This is a genomic window from Robertmurraya massiliosenegalensis JC6, assembly GCF_000311725.1.
GTDB classification, from domain to species: domain Bacteria; phylum Bacillota; class Bacilli; order Bacillales; family Cytobacillaceae; genus Robertmurraya; species Robertmurraya massiliosenegalensis.
The window spans coordinates 63380-81744 of record NZ_HE978512.1 but is presented as its reverse complement, the minus strand read 5'-3'; the positions used below and the strand labels follow the sequence as shown (position 1 = coordinate 81744).

The 18365-nt window shown below is 33.8% G+C and carries 16 protein-coding genes and 1 pseudogene; 14 read left to right on the top strand and 3 right to left on the bottom strand.

From position 1 onward, the window contains the following. The first annotated feature begins 12 nt into the window (after nucleotides 1-12). The 6 genes and pseudogenes from BMSHG_RS25865 (at nucleotide 13) to lgt (ending at nucleotide 6785) form a co-directional block, all read left to right on the top strand. Nucleotides 13-1314: a methyl-accepting chemotaxis protein gene (locus BMSHG_RS25865; protein WP_019153647.1), complete on the top strand. Its 1302-nt coding sequence runs from the start codon at nucleotides 13-15 to the stop codon at nucleotides 1312-1314. Between the two features lie 96 nt (nucleotides 1315-1410). Continuing rightward, a complete protein-coding gene (locus BMSHG_RS06595) occupies nucleotides 1411-1914 on the top strand; it encodes a QcrA and Rieske domain-containing protein (protein WP_019153646.1) in 504 nt (167 codons plus the stop codon). A 335-nt stretch (nucleotides 1915-2249) separates the two neighbouring features. Beyond that, the gene (locus BMSHG_RS06590) at nucleotides 2250-3398 is read left to right on the top strand and encodes a YncE family protein (RefSeq protein WP_019153645.1); all 1149 of its coding nucleotides are present in this window, start codon (nucleotides 2250-2252) and stop codon (nucleotides 3396-3398) included. 274 nt (nucleotides 3399-3672) lie between these two features. Next, the gene (locus tag BMSHG_RS06585; protein WP_019153644.1) at nucleotides 3673-4869 is read left to right on the top strand and encodes a coiled-coil domain-containing protein; all 1197 of its coding nucleotides are present in this window, start codon (nucleotides 3673-3675) and stop codon (nucleotides 4867-4869) included. Between the two features lie 186 nt (nucleotides 4870-5055). Next, nucleotides 5056-5145, top strand: a pseudogene (locus tag BMSHG_RS28170) (prolipoprotein diacylglyceryl transferase family protein); the annotation flags it as partial. An 800-nt stretch (nucleotides 5146-5945) separates the two neighbouring features. Beyond that, a complete protein-coding gene (gene lgt, locus BMSHG_RS06575; RefSeq protein ID WP_019153642.1) occupies nucleotides 5946-6785 on the top strand; it encodes a prolipoprotein diacylglyceryl transferase in 840 nt (279 codons plus the stop codon). 262 nt (nucleotides 6786-7047) lie between these two features. Here the strand turns inward: lgt and BMSHG_RS25855 are convergent, their stop codons facing one another. Further along, on the bottom strand, nucleotides 7048-7779 hold the full coding sequence (locus BMSHG_RS25855) for a class I SAM-dependent methyltransferase (protein ID WP_019153641.1): 732 nt from the start codon (nucleotides 7777-7779) through the stop codon (nucleotides 7048-7050). 177 nt (nucleotides 7780-7956) lie between these two features. Here BMSHG_RS25855 and BMSHG_RS06565 point away from each other — a divergent pair, with 177 nt between their 5' ends. Then, nucleotides 7957-8226: a hypothetical protein gene (locus BMSHG_RS06565; RefSeq protein ID WP_019153640.1), complete on the top strand. Its 270-nt coding sequence runs from the start codon at nucleotides 7957-7959 to the stop codon at nucleotides 8224-8226. Nucleotides 8227-8274: 48 nt separating this feature from the next. Beyond that, the gene (locus BMSHG_RS27410; protein WP_019153639.1) at nucleotides 8275-8400 is read left to right on the top strand and encodes a YjcZ family sporulation protein; all 126 of its coding nucleotides are present in this window, start codon (nucleotides 8275-8277) and stop codon (nucleotides 8398-8400) included. A gap of 113 nt (nucleotides 8401-8513) precedes the next feature. On the opposite strand, the gene BMSHG_RS06555 is transcribed toward BMSHG_RS27410, so the two are convergent. Beyond that, complete coding sequence (locus BMSHG_RS06555) at nucleotides 8514-9089, bottom strand: hypothetical protein (protein WP_019153638.1); 576 nt, start codon at nucleotides 9087-9089, stop codon at nucleotides 8514-8516. Nucleotides 9090-9266: 177 nt separating this feature from the next. Between BMSHG_RS06555 and BMSHG_RS06550 the strand changes: the two genes are divergently transcribed. The 5 genes from BMSHG_RS06550 (at nucleotide 9267) to BMSHG_RS06530 (ending at nucleotide 14785) form a co-directional block, all read left to right on the top strand. Continuing rightward, on the top strand, nucleotides 9267-9872 hold the full coding sequence (locus BMSHG_RS06550) for a multicopper oxidase domain-containing protein (protein ID WP_316245664.1): 606 nt from the start codon (nucleotides 9267-9269) through the stop codon (nucleotides 9870-9872). A gap of 292 nt (nucleotides 9873-10164) precedes the next feature. After that, nucleotides 10165-11598: an MATE family efflux transporter gene (locus BMSHG_RS06545; protein ID WP_019153636.1), complete on the top strand. Its 1434-nt coding sequence runs from the start codon at nucleotides 10165-10167 to the stop codon at nucleotides 11596-11598. A 33-nt stretch (nucleotides 11599-11631) separates the two neighbouring features. Then, complete coding sequence (locus tag BMSHG_RS06540) at nucleotides 11632-12315, top strand: hypothetical protein (protein WP_019153635.1); 684 nt, start codon at nucleotides 11632-11634, stop codon at nucleotides 12313-12315. 374 nt (nucleotides 12316-12689) lie between these two features. Further along, nucleotides 12690-13397 carry a response regulator transcription factor gene (locus tag BMSHG_RS06535; RefSeq protein ID WP_019153634.1) on the top strand — a complete coding sequence of 236 codons (708 nt, stop codon included), beginning with the start codon at nucleotides 12690-12692 and terminating at the stop codon, nucleotides 13395-13397. Further along, nucleotides 13394-14785 (top strand): sensor histidine kinase, encoded by a 1392-nt coding sequence (locus tag BMSHG_RS06530; protein ID WP_019153633.1) that lies wholly within the window; start codon nucleotides 13394-13396, stop codon nucleotides 14783-14785. Before BMSHG_RS06535 ends, BMSHG_RS06530 begins: the two co-directional genes overlap by 4 nt. 140 nt (nucleotides 14786-14925) lie before the next feature. On the opposite strand, the gene asnB is transcribed toward BMSHG_RS06530, so the two are convergent. Next, nucleotides 14926-16833, bottom strand: coding sequence for an asparagine synthase (glutamine-hydrolyzing) (asnB, locus tag BMSHG_RS06525; protein ID WP_019153632.1), 1908 nt, complete (start codon nucleotides 16831-16833; stop codon nucleotides 14926-14928). 493 nt (nucleotides 16834-17326) lie between these two features. Here asnB and BMSHG_RS06520 point away from each other — a divergent pair, with 493 nt between their 5' ends. Then, nucleotides 17327-18187, top strand: coding sequence for a C39 family peptidase (locus tag BMSHG_RS06520; protein ID WP_019153631.1), 861 nt, complete (start codon nucleotides 17327-17329; stop codon nucleotides 18185-18187). Nucleotides 18188-18365 lie beyond the last annotated feature (178 nt).

Genomic DNA, 18365 nt, shown 5'->3' with positions numbered 1-18365 from the left:
AGGAAGATGTGTATGGGAAAGAATACAAAATTAGATTTAATTAAAAGAAATCATTTCCTTAGTTTAACGGTTAAAATGAATCTTGTAATAATAGTGGCACTCCTAATAAGCGTACCATTAACCAACTATTTAAATTCATTATTAGAGCATAGTGTTCAGATAACCTATGGTATCTACATAAGTACTGTTATTAATATTATTTTAACAACGGTAATAGCCTCATTTTTCATACGCAGGATTGTGGTTTCTCCTATAAAAACATTATTAAGCTTAACTGGGGAAGTAGCTGAAGGAGATTTAATGGTCACAATACCTAAAAAATCTAATGATGAAATAGGTCACTTGGTAGGATCCTTCGAAAAAATGGTAGGAAGTTTGAAAGATATAGTAGAAAAAATAAATTTTGCTTCCCTTAAAATAGCTCATTCTTCTGACCAACTTTTGGAAAATGCCAATGAAACTAACATAGTATCCATGAAAATCTCAAATTCGATCCAAGAGGTAGCAACCGATACGGAAGGCCAAACTAGTGGTATTGAAAAAATTGCTAATGCTTTTACAGATATGAATGAAGGGATTAATAAAATAGCAGGAAACACGGAACAAGTTTCTCTTTTTTCTCAACAAGCAACAGGATATGCCTGTGACGGAGAACATGCTGTAGACAAGACTGTTCGCCAAATGATGTTAATTCAAAATTCCGTAAGTGAGTCAGATACATCCATTCAATTTCTTCAAATAAGTTCTCAAGAAATTGTACAAATATTGAACGTCATTTCTGATATAGCAAATCAAACAAATTTACTAGCGTTAAATGCAGCTATCGAAGCAGCGAGAGCAGGTGATTTAGGAAAAGGCTTTGCTGTTGTTGCAGAGGAGGTAAGGAGGCTGGCGGTACAATCCAACCAATCTACAGAAAAAATTGCTACACTCATAGAGCAAATTCAAAAAGCCACTGAAGATTCTGTGCAATCTATGAGAACCGTGATTAAAGATGTAAAGAAAGGTATTGAGATTACAAATGATACAAAAGAGAAATTCTCAATAATTTCTCAATCAACGTCAAAAATAAATCTTGAAATGGAAAGTATTTTAACAGCAGCCAAATACATGTCCGCAAGCTCTAGAGAAATTACAGGAACAATGGAGGGAATTTCTTCAGTTGCAAGAAAAAACACTCAAAATTCTATTCATGTTTCTGCATCCAGCCAAGAGCAACTTGTAGCAATTGGAGAAATAACTGATTCAACCAAGGTATTATCCAACATTGCAAGTGATCTAAAGGGAATGACGAAAAAGTTCAAAGTATTGTAAAAGGACTCCAATCAGTTTCTAACATTTATGTGACATAATTAAAATTCAAATTTTCTGCACAACTGAGTGCTAACTTAATAAAAAGGAGGGAACTTTATGCTAAAAAGGAGAGATTTTCTAAGTAAATCGTTGAAGGGTACAGTGGGGTTATTTGCTGTTTCAGTGCTGCCTATCGGGTTGGCAGCCTGCAGTGATGACAAAAGGAATATTGATACGAGCACGATGGCCAACCTTGGGCCCTTAAGCGAATTAGAAAAAGGAGAATTCCCAAAAAAGGTGCCTTATAAAGTGACTATTCAGGATGCTTGGGAAGAACAAGAAATGGAAAGTTTTGTTTATATCAATAAAGACAAAAAGGATAACTCTTTATTGATTATGTCTCCAATCTGTACCCATCTTGGTTGCACTGCTGGAGATGCTGATGTGAAAATGCAGGAGAATGGAGTGCGATTTTATTGCCCTTGTCATGGGGGACAATACGATGAATATGGAATTAATGTGGGGGGTCCTCCGCCAAGACCTTTAGATACATTCGAATCCTTTGTTCAGGATGGCAATATTTATATAGCTGTACTGAGTCCGATGAAAAGGGAAAATTAAGAAAAGTAATTGGTGATTGAAGGTCAAAAAAACTTTTTCTGATATAAAGATGAATATTGGACTCAAGAGCTTATTCTAACTAACGAATAAGCTTTTTTGTTGTATTTAATTCTTAGATAATAACTAAAGATGTAAACATCGGAGCTAAACTAGAATCACTAAAGACTTGCTTTTAATAAATTTATCTATTTTAAGATTAGATTATGCAGTTTTTATGGATTTTCACAATATTTTAAGATGTTTCCTCTCTATTTTTTTAAAGTGAAGTAAATCACATTTTGAATCTATGAGACTCATTATCATTACAATAGATTCAAAAAAGGAGGAAGTATTACATGAATAAAACAAAATTAAGTTTAATTACTTTACTAATATCAGGAGCTGTCTTAGCAGGGTGTAGTTCTAACTCTAATCAAAGCTCGGCATCTGCAGTAAAGGGGCAAGAAGAAACAAAAACATCTGAGGAAGTAAAAGAAACAAATATTTCTGAAACAGAAAATGTAAAATTCTATTTTACAGCCGATGAGGGAGGGAGTATTACCAAAATAAACGCAGCTACAAATGAAGTCGATGAGATTATTGAAGTGGATGGTACAGTTCACAACGTACAGGTTTCCCCAGATGGAAAGATCCTTGGTGCTACGGTAGTTCCAGCCATGGGTCATGGTGGAGAATCACAAAGTGAAGATAACCATGGTGAGGATTCGCATGGCGGAGATGCACATGGGGATGCGTCAATGGAGATGAATGGTAAAGCTTTATTTTTTGATATAGAAACAAATGAACTATTAAATACGGTTGAAGTAGGGAATCACCCAGCTCATTTTGTTTTTACTGAGGATGGAAAATATGCATTGGTCACAAATACTGAAGATAATAATGTATCGGTAATTGATATGGAAAGTTTATCAGTAACTGAAACAGTTGATACAGGAAAAGGGCCGCATGGATTTAGGATTTCATCAGATAGCAGGAATGCTTATATTGCGAATATGGCTGAGGACTCCGTCAGTGTTGTAAATCTTGAAACAATGAAAGAACAGAAAAGAATTACAGTGGGTTCCACTCCTGTGACAACAGGAATTACGTCTGATGGGAAAACACTTGTAGCGACCTTAAATGCAGAGAATATACTTGCCATTGTAAACCTAGAAACAGATGAAGTTGAAAAAGTAGAGGTAGGGAAAGGACCAGCACAAGTATATATTGATGGGAATAATCAATATGCATATGTAGCTAACCAAGGAACAGAAGATGACCCATCAAATACCGTTACTGTTGTCGATTTGTCTACTAAAATGGTTACAGCAACTATTGAAACCGGGAAAGGTGCCCACGGAGTGGTTACAAGTTCTGACAGCAAGCGTCTTTATGTAACAAATATGTTTGATAATACAGTCACAGTAATTGATACAGAACAAAATAAAGCGATTGAAACTATTGAAGTTGGTAATGTTCCAAATGGGATTAGTACTATGGAATAATCAGCAATCGCTAAATATCTATTAATAATAAAGAATACTACTGTACCGTTTCTTAAATTAGAGGAACGGTATTTTCATATTTTTTTGACCTAGTAGTAATAAATGAAACATAACTGTAAAATTATTATCTTTGAACGCGATAATAGATTGCTATATTCTAAAAAAGAAGAAATTTGTTTTAAAAGACTGAAATTTGTCATTTAAAGAAGAAAACACTAACACCCTTTACATTCTCATAGAATTTGTCGAAAATAATAGGTCGGAGGAAGAAGACATGTTGAAAAAGAAACTATTAGTCCTTAATACGTCAATCATTTTAGGAGCAGGGAGTTTAATTTCAATCCCTTCTGTTTATGCAGATTATTCTACACAAATTCAACAAGTAGAAAAAAGTATTGATGAAACAAAGAATAAATTGTCTGCTTTGGAAGAAAAAATTAAAAAAACAGACGCAGCTATTAAAGAAAATAATGAAACAATCGTAAAGACAGAAAATGACATAAAAGCAACACAAGCTGAAATAAAAGTACTTGAAGAAGAAATAGCAGTCTTAAATGAAACAATTGATAAAAGAACAGAAGTGTTAGCTAAACGTGCCCAGTCTTTCCAAGAGTCTGGCGGAAAGGTTAGTTATGTTGAAGTTCTATTAGGATCTGAAAATTTCAGTGACTTTATAGATCGTGTATTTGCAGTTACACAAATAGCTAATGCAGATAGCGACCTAATTAAGCAACATGAGTTAGATAAGCTAGCTGTAGTAGAGAAACAAGCCGTTCTTGATCAAAAACTAAGTAAACTAAATGAAAACAAGGTTGAGCTTGAAGGTATGAAAGTCTATATGCAACAACAAAAGGAAGAAAATGATGCTTTGAGTAAGGATCTCGAAGAAGCTCAAAAAGGTAATATGGAGAAACTAAGTGAGTTAGAGGCTAAGGTACAAGCTGAACAAGAGGCTCAACGTGCGGCACATCAAACACAACAAACAGAAACTTCAAACAGTTCCCAATCTACAAAGGGAAAAAGCAGTACTTCTAGTACTAGTGGTGGAAAAGTTGCCTATACACCACCTGCAAATGATGGAAGTCTAAACACTGTTTTAACAGCAGGAAATAAATATATTGGAAACTCTGTCTATGTTTTTGGTGGTGGTAGAAACGCTTATGATATTGCCAATGGAAGATTTGATTGCTCGGCATTCGTGAGTTGGGCATTTAGACAAGCTGGTATTAGTATTGGCGCAAGTACAGAAGTCTTAAGAACTCAAGGTACAAAGATATCTCTTAGTGAGGCACGACCTGGGGATTTAGTATTCTTTGATACGTACAAGAGGGATGGACACGTTGCAATCTATCTTGGTGGTGGAAAATTCATAGGATCTCAATCTTCTACAGGTGTGGCAATTGCTAACATGAACACTGGCTACTACCAAAAAACATTTAAAGGGCATGTACGAAGAGTAGCGAATTTCTAATTAGATAAATTTAGGCTTATCTTTTTGTAAAAGGATAAGCCTTTTATTTTGTATCAAATGAGGAAATATAATAATGCTTGTATGTTTCTCAAAATATACAGAATCCCGGTAGAAATCATGTATTATATCATAAAGTTAGTATAGAGGTGAGGTGAAAAATTGGAGAATATATAACCATTAAACAGAGTGGCTCTCGAAATTGGACCATTCACTATATATTGGTATGGCATAATTATTGGAATTGGAATTGTACTAGGATGGCTACTTGCAACAAGAAATTAGATAGACATATCAGTATCTCTTAAGTGTCTATCTTTTTCTGGTAAGATTATTATTTTATCATTGCAACTGTTAGTCTGTACTTTTAATAAAGTATTTTGGGTAATACCCGTTAATTTACGTAATTCAACGGGGATTGATATCTTACCGTTTCGAAAAATGCATTGGTTAAGAGTTGTGTTCTCATGGTTCTTTTGAATTACAACACTATTTCTGTATTTGTAAATAAATAAGTACTCACCTTCTATAAGGTTCAAATTTGTGCAAATCTCCTTTGTGAGAGTAATTTGACCTGTTTTTGATATCTTCCTATAAAATATCATTTTTAACCTCCATAATTATTTTCTTAACTATTTACTATGCGAAGATTATTTTTCATAAAGGATAATTTATAGAAAATATACATATAAAATATGAAGAAACTTTGCAGATTTATAATTTATTTACTATGAAAATAATGGTTTCTAGATTTGATTGCTCTGATTTTGGGCATGGGTATTTAGACTAGTTGGGATTAGTATTGGCTCAAGTATAAGTGTCTTAAGAATACAGGGGACAAAGGTATCCTTTAGTGAGACTATCCCTAGAGAATTAGTGTACTATATAAAGACGTTTACGGACATGTAAGAAGAGTAGTAAATTTCTAATAGATAATTTAAGCTTATTCTCAAGTAAAGAGAGGGGCTTTTTTAAATAGGTTCAAATAAAAGTAAAGCCAGGTTGGGGTCCATAATGCATAAAATCTCCACATATATATAATACTCTATGACTATATTTTAAAGAAATGAGGAATAGTTATGGAAAGTATTCAGCCGTTAAATAGAGTTGCGCTTGAACTCGGACCATTCACAATTTATTGGTACGGTATTATCATAGGGGCAGGAATAGGATTAGGTTGGTTACTTGCGACAAGAGAAACGAAAAAGTTAGGGCTTCAAAAGGATATTTTTACTGATCTTTTACTTTGGGCGATTCCGATTGCAATTATTAGTGCCAGAATTTATTATGTAGTATTTAAGTGGGAGTATTACTCGATTAATCCTGGTGAAATCATCGCAATTTGGGAAGGCGGAATTGCAATTCATGGAGCCTTAATTGGAGCTATTATAACAGCGATTATTTTTGCAAAAAGGAGGGGTGTTTCATTTTGGCAACTAGCAGATGTGGCAGCACCAAGTATTATCCTCGGTCAAGCCCTTGGTCGGTGGGGAAACTTTATGAATCAGGAAGCGCATGGGACAGAAGTAACAAGGTCTTTTCTGGAAAGCCTTTATCTTCCTGACCCTATAATTAATCAGATGTATATAGAAGGAGCTTATTATCATCCCACTTTCTTGTATGAATCTCTCTGGAATTTCATAGGTTTTTTTATTTTAATCATATTTAGAAAGTTTCAGCCAAAGATTGGAGAAATTTTCCTCTCATATGTTGTGTGGTATTCTCTCGGAAGGTTTTTTGTTGAGGGCTTAAGAACAGACAGTTTAATGCTTACAGATTCATTGCGTATTGCTCAAGTTGTTTCTTTAGGCTTAATTATAGGAGCAATCTTTACAATTTGGTTTAGGCGTGGTAAAGGATTAAAAAACTACAAATATAAAGAAGATTCTTCTCATCAGAACAAACGATTAAAGAATTAATGGGTTAGAAATTATCTGAATTATTAATTGAAAGATGTCTTAATAAACAATATAAAATTGAAATCTACTCCTAGATTATCTTTTGTGTGGTGAAGAAGTGTTCCGTTGCTTTTTCATCACACTAAATTCATCAAACTGGACACAATTTGAAAACCCCGGGAAAAAGTTATCCCGAGGTTTAAGATTAATATAGTTTTGGTTTCTTTATGTGAACTTATTGGTCCCTACAAGAAAAATGAAAACAGTATTAAGACGGCAACAATTACATTTTGACAGCCCTAAATACACTGTACCCAAGTTTTTCTGCTAAATTCATCATCATTCTGCTATGTTCGAATAGTATTTCCTCAATTTGTGGGTCTGTTCTTTGCAATTCCTTACGCTCATTCAGTTCAGATAATTTTCCATTATAATCCTCTAATTCTTGTAAAATTGAATTCACTTGAAGGATATCAATCTTCTTAAAACCTGCCTTTTTAAATGCCTGTCCCCATTCTACTTCTGATGGAAATTTTTTTATATTATAAAATTGTTGAAGACTTGTTTTATCTTCTCGTTGTAAGGATTCCTTACTGATCATTTCAATATCAATGACAACACCTGATGGTTTAAGAACACGGTGATATTCTTTTAATGTCTTAGAAATATCAGTGAAGATTGTCGAAGATTCAGCGATTACATAATCAAAACAATCGTCGGGAAAGGGTAATTTTTCAATGTTTCCATTGATGATTTTTACCGGGAGTTTATCCTTTTTTATTCTTGTAGTGGCAATTTTAATCATTTGCTGATGCTTATCAATCGCGTATACTTTACATTTTAATTTTCTTGCTAAATAGGCTGATGTCAGCCCCGTGCCACAACCAGCATCTAGCACAGTTGAACCTAAATTAATTCTTTCATTTTTTAATATTTTTTTTGTTAAAGAATGTCCTCCTGGGTGCGCTTCTTCTACACCACTATAAGCTAAAGCATCTTGATAATCATACATCATTTTATCTACTTCCTTTATAGTTTTTACATATCTTATGTTAATAAGGCAATAGGAGTACGCCCTCTTAAACCTATAGACGATTTTCCGCTGATGTCTTGTGCTTATGTCCAATCATTTACTAGAAAAACACATAGGATGATTGTAGTCATAAAAGTGAATTTTCCAGGAGGTGTAAAAATGTCTGTAGGACAATATTACAACATGTGTTGTAAAGGAATTGGAAGACCAGTTCAGATTAGAACATATGACGGACGTACTCATCGTGGAGTGATAGAAAGAGCTACACCAAACAGAGTATTCTTAAGACCGTTTGGCGGAGGAAGAAACTTTGGAGGGTATGGATATGGATATTATGGAGGTGGCTTCGGCGGTGGGGGCTGGGGCTTCGGTTGGGGGATTGCCCTTGGTACCATTGCTGCACTAGCGTTTATTCCTTTTTTCTTCTAGATAAATATAGTGACATGGAAACTAAAATTAATTGAAAGGATGATAGATATGGGCTATGGATATGGATTCGGAGGATATGGCTATGGTGCAGGTTACGGGGCTGGTACTGGATTCGCTTTAATTGTTGTATTATTCATATTGTTGATCATTGTTGGTGCAGCATTTATAAATTAGGGTGGAGCCTCCTTCGAAAAAAGGAGCATCACGGAAATGTCTAATACTAGCAATTCTGTGATGCTCCATAATAAAGTATTCCTCTATTGATAAGCTCTAGGTTAATGGACGGATTAATTTATATTATTTTGGTTATTCATATAGAGGTTGGTAGAATTATTTTTATTTACCATGGTTGGGTGATTGGGAACGGGATAGTTAGGACTAATTGCTGCGTTTCTCTCCATATCGGATGCATTGGGGTGTGTTAACCAGCCTAATTGTTGAGCTAGCATTTCATATTGTTTTGCGATTTCTAACTGTTGTAAAGCCATTTCTACATGCAATTTTTTTGCTTGTGGATCTTTCATATTTGATGCTGATAAAAAATTCTCCTTTGCCATAGCTGTCGCAGTAAAATGTACATCTAGAGCGACAGAGCTATCTTCAAACATCGTATCAGGCTTCATTGTATGGTTATTATTCATTGGGACGTCTTGAGGGATTGGTGGTAGAACAATATTCGGTGTTTGATTTAAAAGTTGGTTCATTACTTTAACATGATTCTCCATAATGATGATCTGTTTCTTTAATATAACATTTAGTTGTAAGTCCTTTGTATTATTTTCGTAAATTTCCAGTCTATGAATTACTCCTTTATGAGCAGGCAAATGATTTGCCATTAGTCCCACATCAATTGTTTTAAGCAATTTAAATACCTCCCGATTGTGATAATAAAAGTAGCTTTTCCTAAGATGAACTATTTTATAACCCTATAAAAAGTCTTATAATAATGGAATTTTAGAGAAAGTAGTTTAAGTATAGGATAGTATGTAATCCTTTATTAAGAATAACAATTTTTTTGCTTTCCTAAATTGTATAGTTGAATTTTATATCTAAATAATGCTCGTTATTTCAAACTGACTGCAGAACCCTTTAAACACAATATATTAGGTGATATTACCTTAGACGCTTTGGGGTATAATGGAATTACCCTAGGACCAATTATAATTTTAAAACAAGGAGAGGTTGTTTTACTTGAACTAGAGAACAAACTTGATAAACCAACAGTTCTTCATGTTCATGGATTATCAAATCCGAATAGTCAAGACGGAATGCCAGAAATAGAGCCAACACCTAAAATCAAACCAGGTCATTCTTTTACGTATCAATTTTCCGCATGGCAAAGCGGTACTTTCTTTTATCATTCATCTAATCCAGAGCAAGAAAGCAATGGCTTAATTAACAATTCAAATCAATCCCACACCATGCACATTCATGGCCATGATTTTAATGTAGTTGGAGAAGATGCTTTTTTGCGCAAAGGAAAAATGATGGATACAATTAATGTAGCTTCTGGGAAAAGATTTGACATTGATTTTACTGCAAACAACCCAGGGAATTGGCCGGTGAACGGAACTAAACCATTTCACAAGACAAACAATGGTATTTCACCAGGTGGAATGCTAACACAATTAAAATATTTAAGATAAAAAAATACAATAGCTTAACGTTAAATAAGTGGAAGTCAGAAAATGACTTTCACTATTTTTGTTTTTCGTGCTGGGAAGATGAAGTGAGTTTACAGAAGATATATTTCAAAAAATTAAAAAGATAATAAAGGTAATTTAAAAGAGTTTTGAACACTGGAAAAGGATAACAATAGACCTCTTTTAGATTACGCGAATATTCATCAAAGATTAAGTCAAATAATAAGAAATATTAAGGGTATCTGGGTATCTGCTATAGGAACAAAAGGGAAATTCATTAGGAGGCAGATAATTATTGAATGATCATATTGAAGCAACCAAGGAAATTAAAACCAATAAAGAACGTTTAAGAATTATTATTATACTTGCAATCCCTGCAGTAATCGAAAATTTTTTCCAAACAATTCTTGGCTTTGTTGATACATATTTTGTTTCAAAAATTGGCCTAGCTGAAGTCTCAGCAGTTGGGGTAACTAATGCAGTCCTAGCTATCTATTTTGCACTGTTTATGGCAATTGGGGTAGCTGCAAATGTTAGAATAGCAAACTTTCTTGGAGCTAATTTACCAGAAAAGGCAAGACATATTTCTCAGCAGTCCATAGTTTTGGCTGTCTTGTTTGGTCTTTTTACAGGAGTAGTGACAATATTTTTTGCAAACCCCTTACTTAAAGTAATGGGGATAGAAGCAGAGGTGTTAGAGGCTGGCTCTCTTTATTTCAGAATCGTTGGCATTCCCTCTATTTTTATGTCTTTGATGTTCGTGATCAGTGCTATTTTAAGAGGTGCTGGTGATACGAAATCACCCATGAAGGTTAGTATTATTATAAATATCATCAATGCACTATTGGACTATGTACTCATATTTGGATTTTTAATTATTCCGGGAATGGGGATTGTTGGGGCTGCACTTGCAACAGTGATTTCCAGAATAGTAGGAAGCATATTATTATTTTATTTTGTTTCAAGGACAAAGGGATTGGCCTTTCGAAAAGAATACTGGAAATTAGATAAACAGCATCTGATGGAACTTTCGTCACTCGGAGCTCCTGCAGCAGGAGAGAGATTGGTAATGCGGGCAGGTCAAATAGTATATTTTGGTTTTGTAGTAGCTCTAGGTACAAACGCTTTTGCTGCTCATCAGATTGCTGGGAATGTTGAGGTATTTTCTTACATGATTGGGTATGGGTTCTCTACTGCAGCTACAATTCTCGTGGGTAAAGAAATAGGAGCAGGAAACCTAGATGAAGCAAAAAAATATGCAAGATTGTCCGTGATTTTATCCTTTACAGCCATGACCATCTTAGGACTAGTGCTCTTTTTCTTCGGAGAGTGGGCAAGTGGATTTTTTACAGAGGATCAAGATGTAATCGAAAATATCGGGATTGCTTTGAAGATATCAGGCGTTTTTCAACCGTTCTTAGCAGTGTTGCTTATTCTAACAGGTGTTTTTCAAGGAGCAAATAATACAAAGTTTCCTATGTATCTCACAGCAATTGGAATGTGGGCAATCCGAACGGTTTTGGTTTATGTATTAGGAATCAAACTTGGATGGGGATTAGCTGGGGTCTGGATAGCAATTGGGATTGATATTGCGGTTCGCGCAATTGTATTAGTCGTCCAGTTTCAAAGAAACAAATGGATGGCTCTTGATAAAGCACCAGAAGCAGAATCACATTGTCACCCGCAAACATCAAAAGAAAATATGTCAGGTTGTGCAAACAATTATTAGTCAGTCTAAATTTATAAGAAGGAGTGAAGTAATATGGAACAACATCATCACCATTCTAATGAGCATCTTCAACATTCAAATGCAGTAAATAGAAGCGTTGAGGTATCAGCCACATTCCAAAATGGAGTTTTAAGTTTGCATATAATGGACGAGGAAGGTCTTGGTCCAAAACTTGAACTTACGCACGAAAAACTGATGCATTTAATTATCGTTAGTAATGATTTAAATGAATTTTATCACCTTCATCCAAAACAAGTCAGTGAGCATGAATTTAAGATTGATGTTTCTTTATCAAACTCTTCCTATACGGCATTTGTTGATATTTTGCCAATAGGTAATAATTACCAGATCAGACCAATCCGACTAAGCGATTCGGTTGAACAAAATAAATTCGCTAGTTTAAGAAAAGACATCGATTTTAAAAAAGAAGTAGATGGAAAAATAGTTGAATTAGTTGTTAGTCCATTAAAAGTGGATGAAGAAATTATCCTTTCTTTTCATATGAATAATGCAATACCAGAACAATACTTAGGGGCATTAGGACATGTTGTTATCATTGATCAAAAAGTGGAGCAGTTTTTGCATGTTCATCCAGTATCTGAAAATGAAACTGTGTTTAAGACCCAATTTGGAAGACCTGGTACATATAAATTATGGGCTGAATTTAAATTTAATGATGAAGTCATTGTTTTTCCATATGTTATTGAGGTAATGTAGTTAGTTTGTTTCAGCAAAAGTCCTTATTCTCAATATTTCAAGTGTTTTTTATTGAGAAAGAAAGGCAATAACAGTAGTTATAGTTCTCAAAAAGCAAAGTCCGATTTCCTTAAGAGCGAAATCGGACTTTTATGATATGGTGGTTAGCCTCGTTTATTTTTTCTTTCTCCACATTTTCTTCAAAATTTAGTGTTATTTCTACAATATATGGTCATTAGATTTGTAACAATTCCAATTTATTCTTTTTTCAAAGAAAAATACATTCATGAAGACATTTAATGGATATTTAATTCTTTTTGTTGATGTTGTAAGAAGGTTAATAATTAATGTAACGTTTTTTGCGAATATTTAAGTCAGTTACGAGGGGGATGTAGATGAAAAAAATATTAATAGTTGAAGATGAAACATATATGATGGATTTACTTAAGATTCACTTAAGAACTGAATATGATATTTTGGAAGCAAAAGACGGACAAACAGCCATAGATATACTTCAAGAAAAATCCTTTGATGCAATTATATTGGATGTAATGCTACCGTATGTATCAGGCTGGGAAGTATGTAAAAAAATTAGAGAACATGACGCAGAGACGCCTATTCTTATGCTAACAGCTAGATCTGAACTATCCGATAAAGTAATGGGGCTAGATATGGGTGCTGATGATTACCTCGTAAAACCATTTGAGTTTGAGGAACTGAAGGCAAGAATAAGAGCCTTATTACGAAGGTATGAACATAGGAAACCTGAATCATCAGAAGAGAATAAGTACGTTTATTTTAACGGTTTGTTTCGAATTGACCTTAACAGCCGACAACTTTTTCTGGATCAGCAGCAAATAGAATTGACAGCAAAGGAGTTTGATTTACTATCATTGCTCGCTTCAAATCCAAATCGAGTTTTTACAAGGGAACTATTACTAGATAAAATTTGGGACTTTAACGAGGTTAGGGATTTGAGAAACGTTGATTCTCATATTAAAAATATACGAATAAAGCTTAAAAAGGTAATAGAGGATTTAACTTTTATACAGACAGTATGGGGAGTTGGCTACAAATTTAATTTACACGAGGATATGAAATGAAAGTTAATGGAATATTTCTAAAATTAGGATTCATCATGATGGTCTTATTTCTTGTCATTTTATTGCCATTGGGTTTTATTATAGATCGAATTTTCTTGGAGGTATACTCTGAACAGGTACATCAAAATGTAAATCAACATGCTGATAAATTAAAAAACACATTAGAAAATAACTTTCCGGTTGATTCGAAAGCTTTTGATTATCTAAGTTCTACAACTGAGGGAGAGATACTTGTTTTTGATGAAAAAGGAGTTATTCTTTCAAATTCGGTATTAGAGTTCCAAAAAGGCCAACAGATTCAAAATGATTTCTTACAAATTTTAAGAAAAGGAAAGTATTTTGATAGAGGCTACAAGAATCCTGAAACAAATGAAGAATTTTTTTTTGTTGGCAGACCATTAATAGTGGAAGGTAAATTTAGTGGAGGTATCTTTGTTTTTTCGTCAATTGATAAAATACACCAGCTTATGCATAGTATAAGAAATTGGATTATTGTATCCATTATTGGTTCTATTATGTTAGCTCTATTTTACACTCTATTTGTTTCAAGGAAGATTTCCAAACCTCTAATATTAATGGAGAGAGCAACAAGAGAAATTGCTAAAGGTAATTTGACAACACAGATTAAAATCAAATCAAACGATGAAATAGGATCACTGGGTAAAGCTATTAATAAACTCAGTTTAGAATTAAATAATTATCGCACTAATCGAAGCGAATTATTAGCCAATATTTCACACGAACTTCGTACACCAATTTCATACCTAAAAGGATATGCACATTTAATAAAGACTCACCAATACTATGATGAAAAAGAATTGGAGTCCTACTCAATTATTATTGAAAATGAGTCTGATCGACTATCGAAACTTATTCAAGATTTATTTGAATTATCTAAAATGGAAGAGGGTAAAGTCAAATTATATTATCAAATGGTTGATATTGAAGAATTAATAGATTTAACGTCCCGAAAAGTGAAAGTTAAAGCCCAAAAAAAAGATCTAGAAATATTAATTATTAAGAATGACTTACCTTCTATTTACTCCGATGGTACCCGTATTCATCAAGTTCTCCTCAATCTGTTGGAGAATGCTATTAACTATACTGAAAAAGGAAGAATAGTTGTTAAGGCTGAACAAAAAAATGAGTTTATCTTAATCACCGTAAAGGATACTGGTACTGGGATACCAGAGGAGGACCTTCCCTTCATTTTTGATCGTTTTCATCGTGTAGAGAAATCGCGTTCAAGAGAAATGGGTGGAACGGGATTAGGACTCGCCGTTGTTTATGAATTGGTTAAGCTGTTACATGGAACTGTCACAGTTACTAGTAAATATGGATATGGTACAGAATTTTGCGTAAGCTTACCGTTGAGTATTGAACAATAATAAATGAAAGTGAAAAATTAGTTAGAAGAGACAAAAACTCTTTGAATAGTCTTAAATAGGAGTTAATGTTACTTGAAGTCAAATGGAAAATACCCAAGCTAAGTCTTAAATTGCTTGGGTATTTTTAAAATGTTGGGGAGTTAACTTATAAGGACTGTTTGTTTTTCATTTCCACTCTTCACTTTTTCAAAGCCAAAGTCATAAAGATTTTCAACATAAATTTGATGCCAAATCATAAAGACGAGGAGGGTCCATAATTTACGGCTGTTATCCTTCCTATTTGCTACATGCTGTTCTAACAAATTAAGGACTTCTTGTTTATTAAATAAGTAATCAGTTTGACTTTCACGAATTAATTCCAAGGCCCATTCGTATAATTCATCTTTAAGCCAGTAACGGATTGGAACAGGAAACCCTAATTTTTTTCGGTTCAAGACATGTGCTGGGACAATTCCCTCCGCCGCCTTTCGTAAAATATATTTTGTAGTATGATTGTTAATTTTATGTTTGTAATGGATTCTTGAAGCTATATTGAACACTTCTTTATCCAAAAAGGGAACCCGAAGCTCAAGGGAGTGTGCCATAGTCATTTTATCAGCCTTTAATAAGATATCCCCTCTAAGCCATGTATAAATATCAAGGTGTTGCATCTTGGAGACTGCATCGTATCCATCAGATAGTCTATATATTCGTTTGGTTATATTTCTATAGTCTAAATAAGTTCTATAATCTTTAAGCAGCAATTTCTTTTCGCTTTCTTCAAACATTTTTGCATTACCGATATATCTCTCTTCCAAAGGAGTCACTCCACGTTCAATAAAGCTTTTGCCTTTAACTCCATCCGGGAGTATGTTGCCAAGGGTTTTCAGCAACTGCTTGACTGGATATGGAATGTAGTTAAATAGTCGTAGTGATTCGGGTTCTCTGTAAATATTGTAACCCCCAAATAGTTCATCTGCACCTTCCCCAGATAATACCACAGTAACATGATTTTTGGCCTCTCTGGCAACAAAATACAATGGCACTGCAGCTGGGTCAGCTAATGGATCATCCATGTGCCAAATAATTTTAGGAAGCTCATTTCGAAATTCTTCAGGTGTAATTATATAGTTAATATTCTCTAGCTCAAGGGCTGATGCCGTCTCTTGGGCAACGTTTATTTCACTAAAACCTTTAGTTTCAAATCCAACCGAAAAAGTTTTTAGACGAGGATTCACTTGTTTAGCTAATGAAACTATAAAAGATGAATCAATTCCTCCTGATAAAAATGAACCAACAGGCACATCACTGCGCATATGCTTACTAACCGAGTCTATTAGAACTTCTTGAATTTCCTTAATTAGTTGTGATTCTGGTAAAGCTTTATGTTGAAATTGAGGTTTCCAATATTCCACGGTTCTAAACATTTTGCCAGGCTTTTTAATAAAATAATGGCCAGGTTGGAGTTTTTTTATGCCTTTTGTAAGGGTATCTGGCTCAGGTACGTATTGAAAGCTAAGGTAGTGTTGCAATGAACCACGATCTAAATAAGAAGAAGTAGCTAATAGAATACTCTTTTTTTCAGAGGCAAAGTACAAAGCTTCATCTTGTTCTGAATAAAAGAATGGTTTTATACCAAATTGATCTCTTGCCCCAAATAACTCTTGATTAATTTTATCCCAAATAACAAAGGAAAACATACCTCTTAGTTTTCTTACAGTTTGTTCTTTAATATCAGAGTATAAAGCAATTATCACTTCCGTATCAGATTCCGTTGAAAATTTATGGCCCTTCTTTATTAATTCTTCCCGTAGTTCAATATAGTTGTAAATTTCACCATTAAATATCATCCAATAACGTTCATTTTCATACGATATCGGCTGATTACCACTTTCTATATCAATAATACTAAGTCGTCTAAACCCAAAGTTAATATACTCATCGAAATAATACCCCTCAGAATCAGGTCCCCGATGAGTAATCATTGTATTCATCTTTTTTATTTTGTTTTTCATATCTTCTTTTATTTTTTGAGGCTTATTATAGACACAACCAACAAATCCACACATAAATTCCACCTACTTAGCATGTTTAAAATTATTTATTTCCTATTGGCTAATTTTGTACTAGAGAATAAATTACTAGGTAAATTTGTAGAATCTATGAAGAAATAAAAATATAGTGGTTCAGTCAAAATGCTTCCCTAGGGTTTTAAAATATAACATTAAAGTTGAATATTTTAGCTACTAGCATCGAACCGTTCGTAATGTTGGAAAAAAGTCATCCCTACATGAAAATGGTAATAGCATTTAAAATTCCTGAACTCTATTTTGTGCGGATAATTTTTCACAGTTTCTCCATATTTAATTGATATATATATGGGAAAGGTGAGTGCCTATGGGAATATTCGGTCCCATTGATAGAGTTGCTGTTGTATCAAAATAGGTCCATTCCTGTATATTGGTTTTGCATTATTATAATTTTGGAAAAACAAAGAGGCACTTGATGCAGAAGAATAATCAAAAATAAACCTTATGATTAAGTATAAACGGAGTTAGGAAGATGATTTTATTAATAGTTTTGTCAGGTTTAATAAGTATGGCCTTATCTATTTTTCTATTCATTAAATTTCAAAGCTCAAAATACCCATTCTTTGTTTGTTTTACTTTTATGGTTATTTCTGTGTTGCTAATATTAATAGCGGAAAAAGCCGAGAGAGTGAATATAATGGATATCTCCATTGATAGAAAACCGGAAGTAATAAAAGCTTCTGAACAAGAAAAAAGTAGCGCAAAGACCGTACTGGTGAAAGTTAAAGACCAAGTTCTCTTAGATGCGCCAAATATTAGGCAATTCCCAGAGTTACCAAGAGGCTGTGAAGTAACTAGCCTTGCTATGCTATTGCAATACAAAGATATTAATGTAGATAAAATGGAACTCGCAGATAAAGTAAAGAAAAATACAGTTCCTTTAAAAGAAGAAAATGTAAACCTTTACTGGGGTGATCCCAATGATGGTTTTATTGGGGATATGTATTCCTATGCTAATCCGGGATATGGAGTTTATCATAACCCAATCAAAATACTGGCAGAGCAATATCTGCCAGGAAAAATAATTGATTTAACCGGCAGAGAATTTTCAGAACTGCAAACTTTTCTCTCTCTCGGCAATCCAGTATGGGTTATTACTAACACAACTTTCAAAAAGCTTCCTGCTACTGCTTTTGAAAAATGGAATACTCCGAATGGGGATATAAAGATCACTTATAAAGAACATTCGGTGTTAATTACCGGTTATGATAATCAAACAATCTATTTTAATGACCCAATAGATGGGGTGAAAAATAAAGGGGTTAAGAAGGAGGATTTCATAGAAGCTTGGAAGCAAATGGGGAGTCAGTCATTAACCTTCTTGGGTGAGTAGGAACGATTTTATTTAAGCAATATGGTTCAGTATTAAAGAGTGGTAAGTTTAAGTCTAACCAACAAAGTTGCATTAAGGAAAAAGATTAGTATTCAACAAAATAACAGTGATAGAATATAATAAATATAGATGCTTGAATACAATTTTATTAGGGCCTTTTTTGGATTTTAATTATATC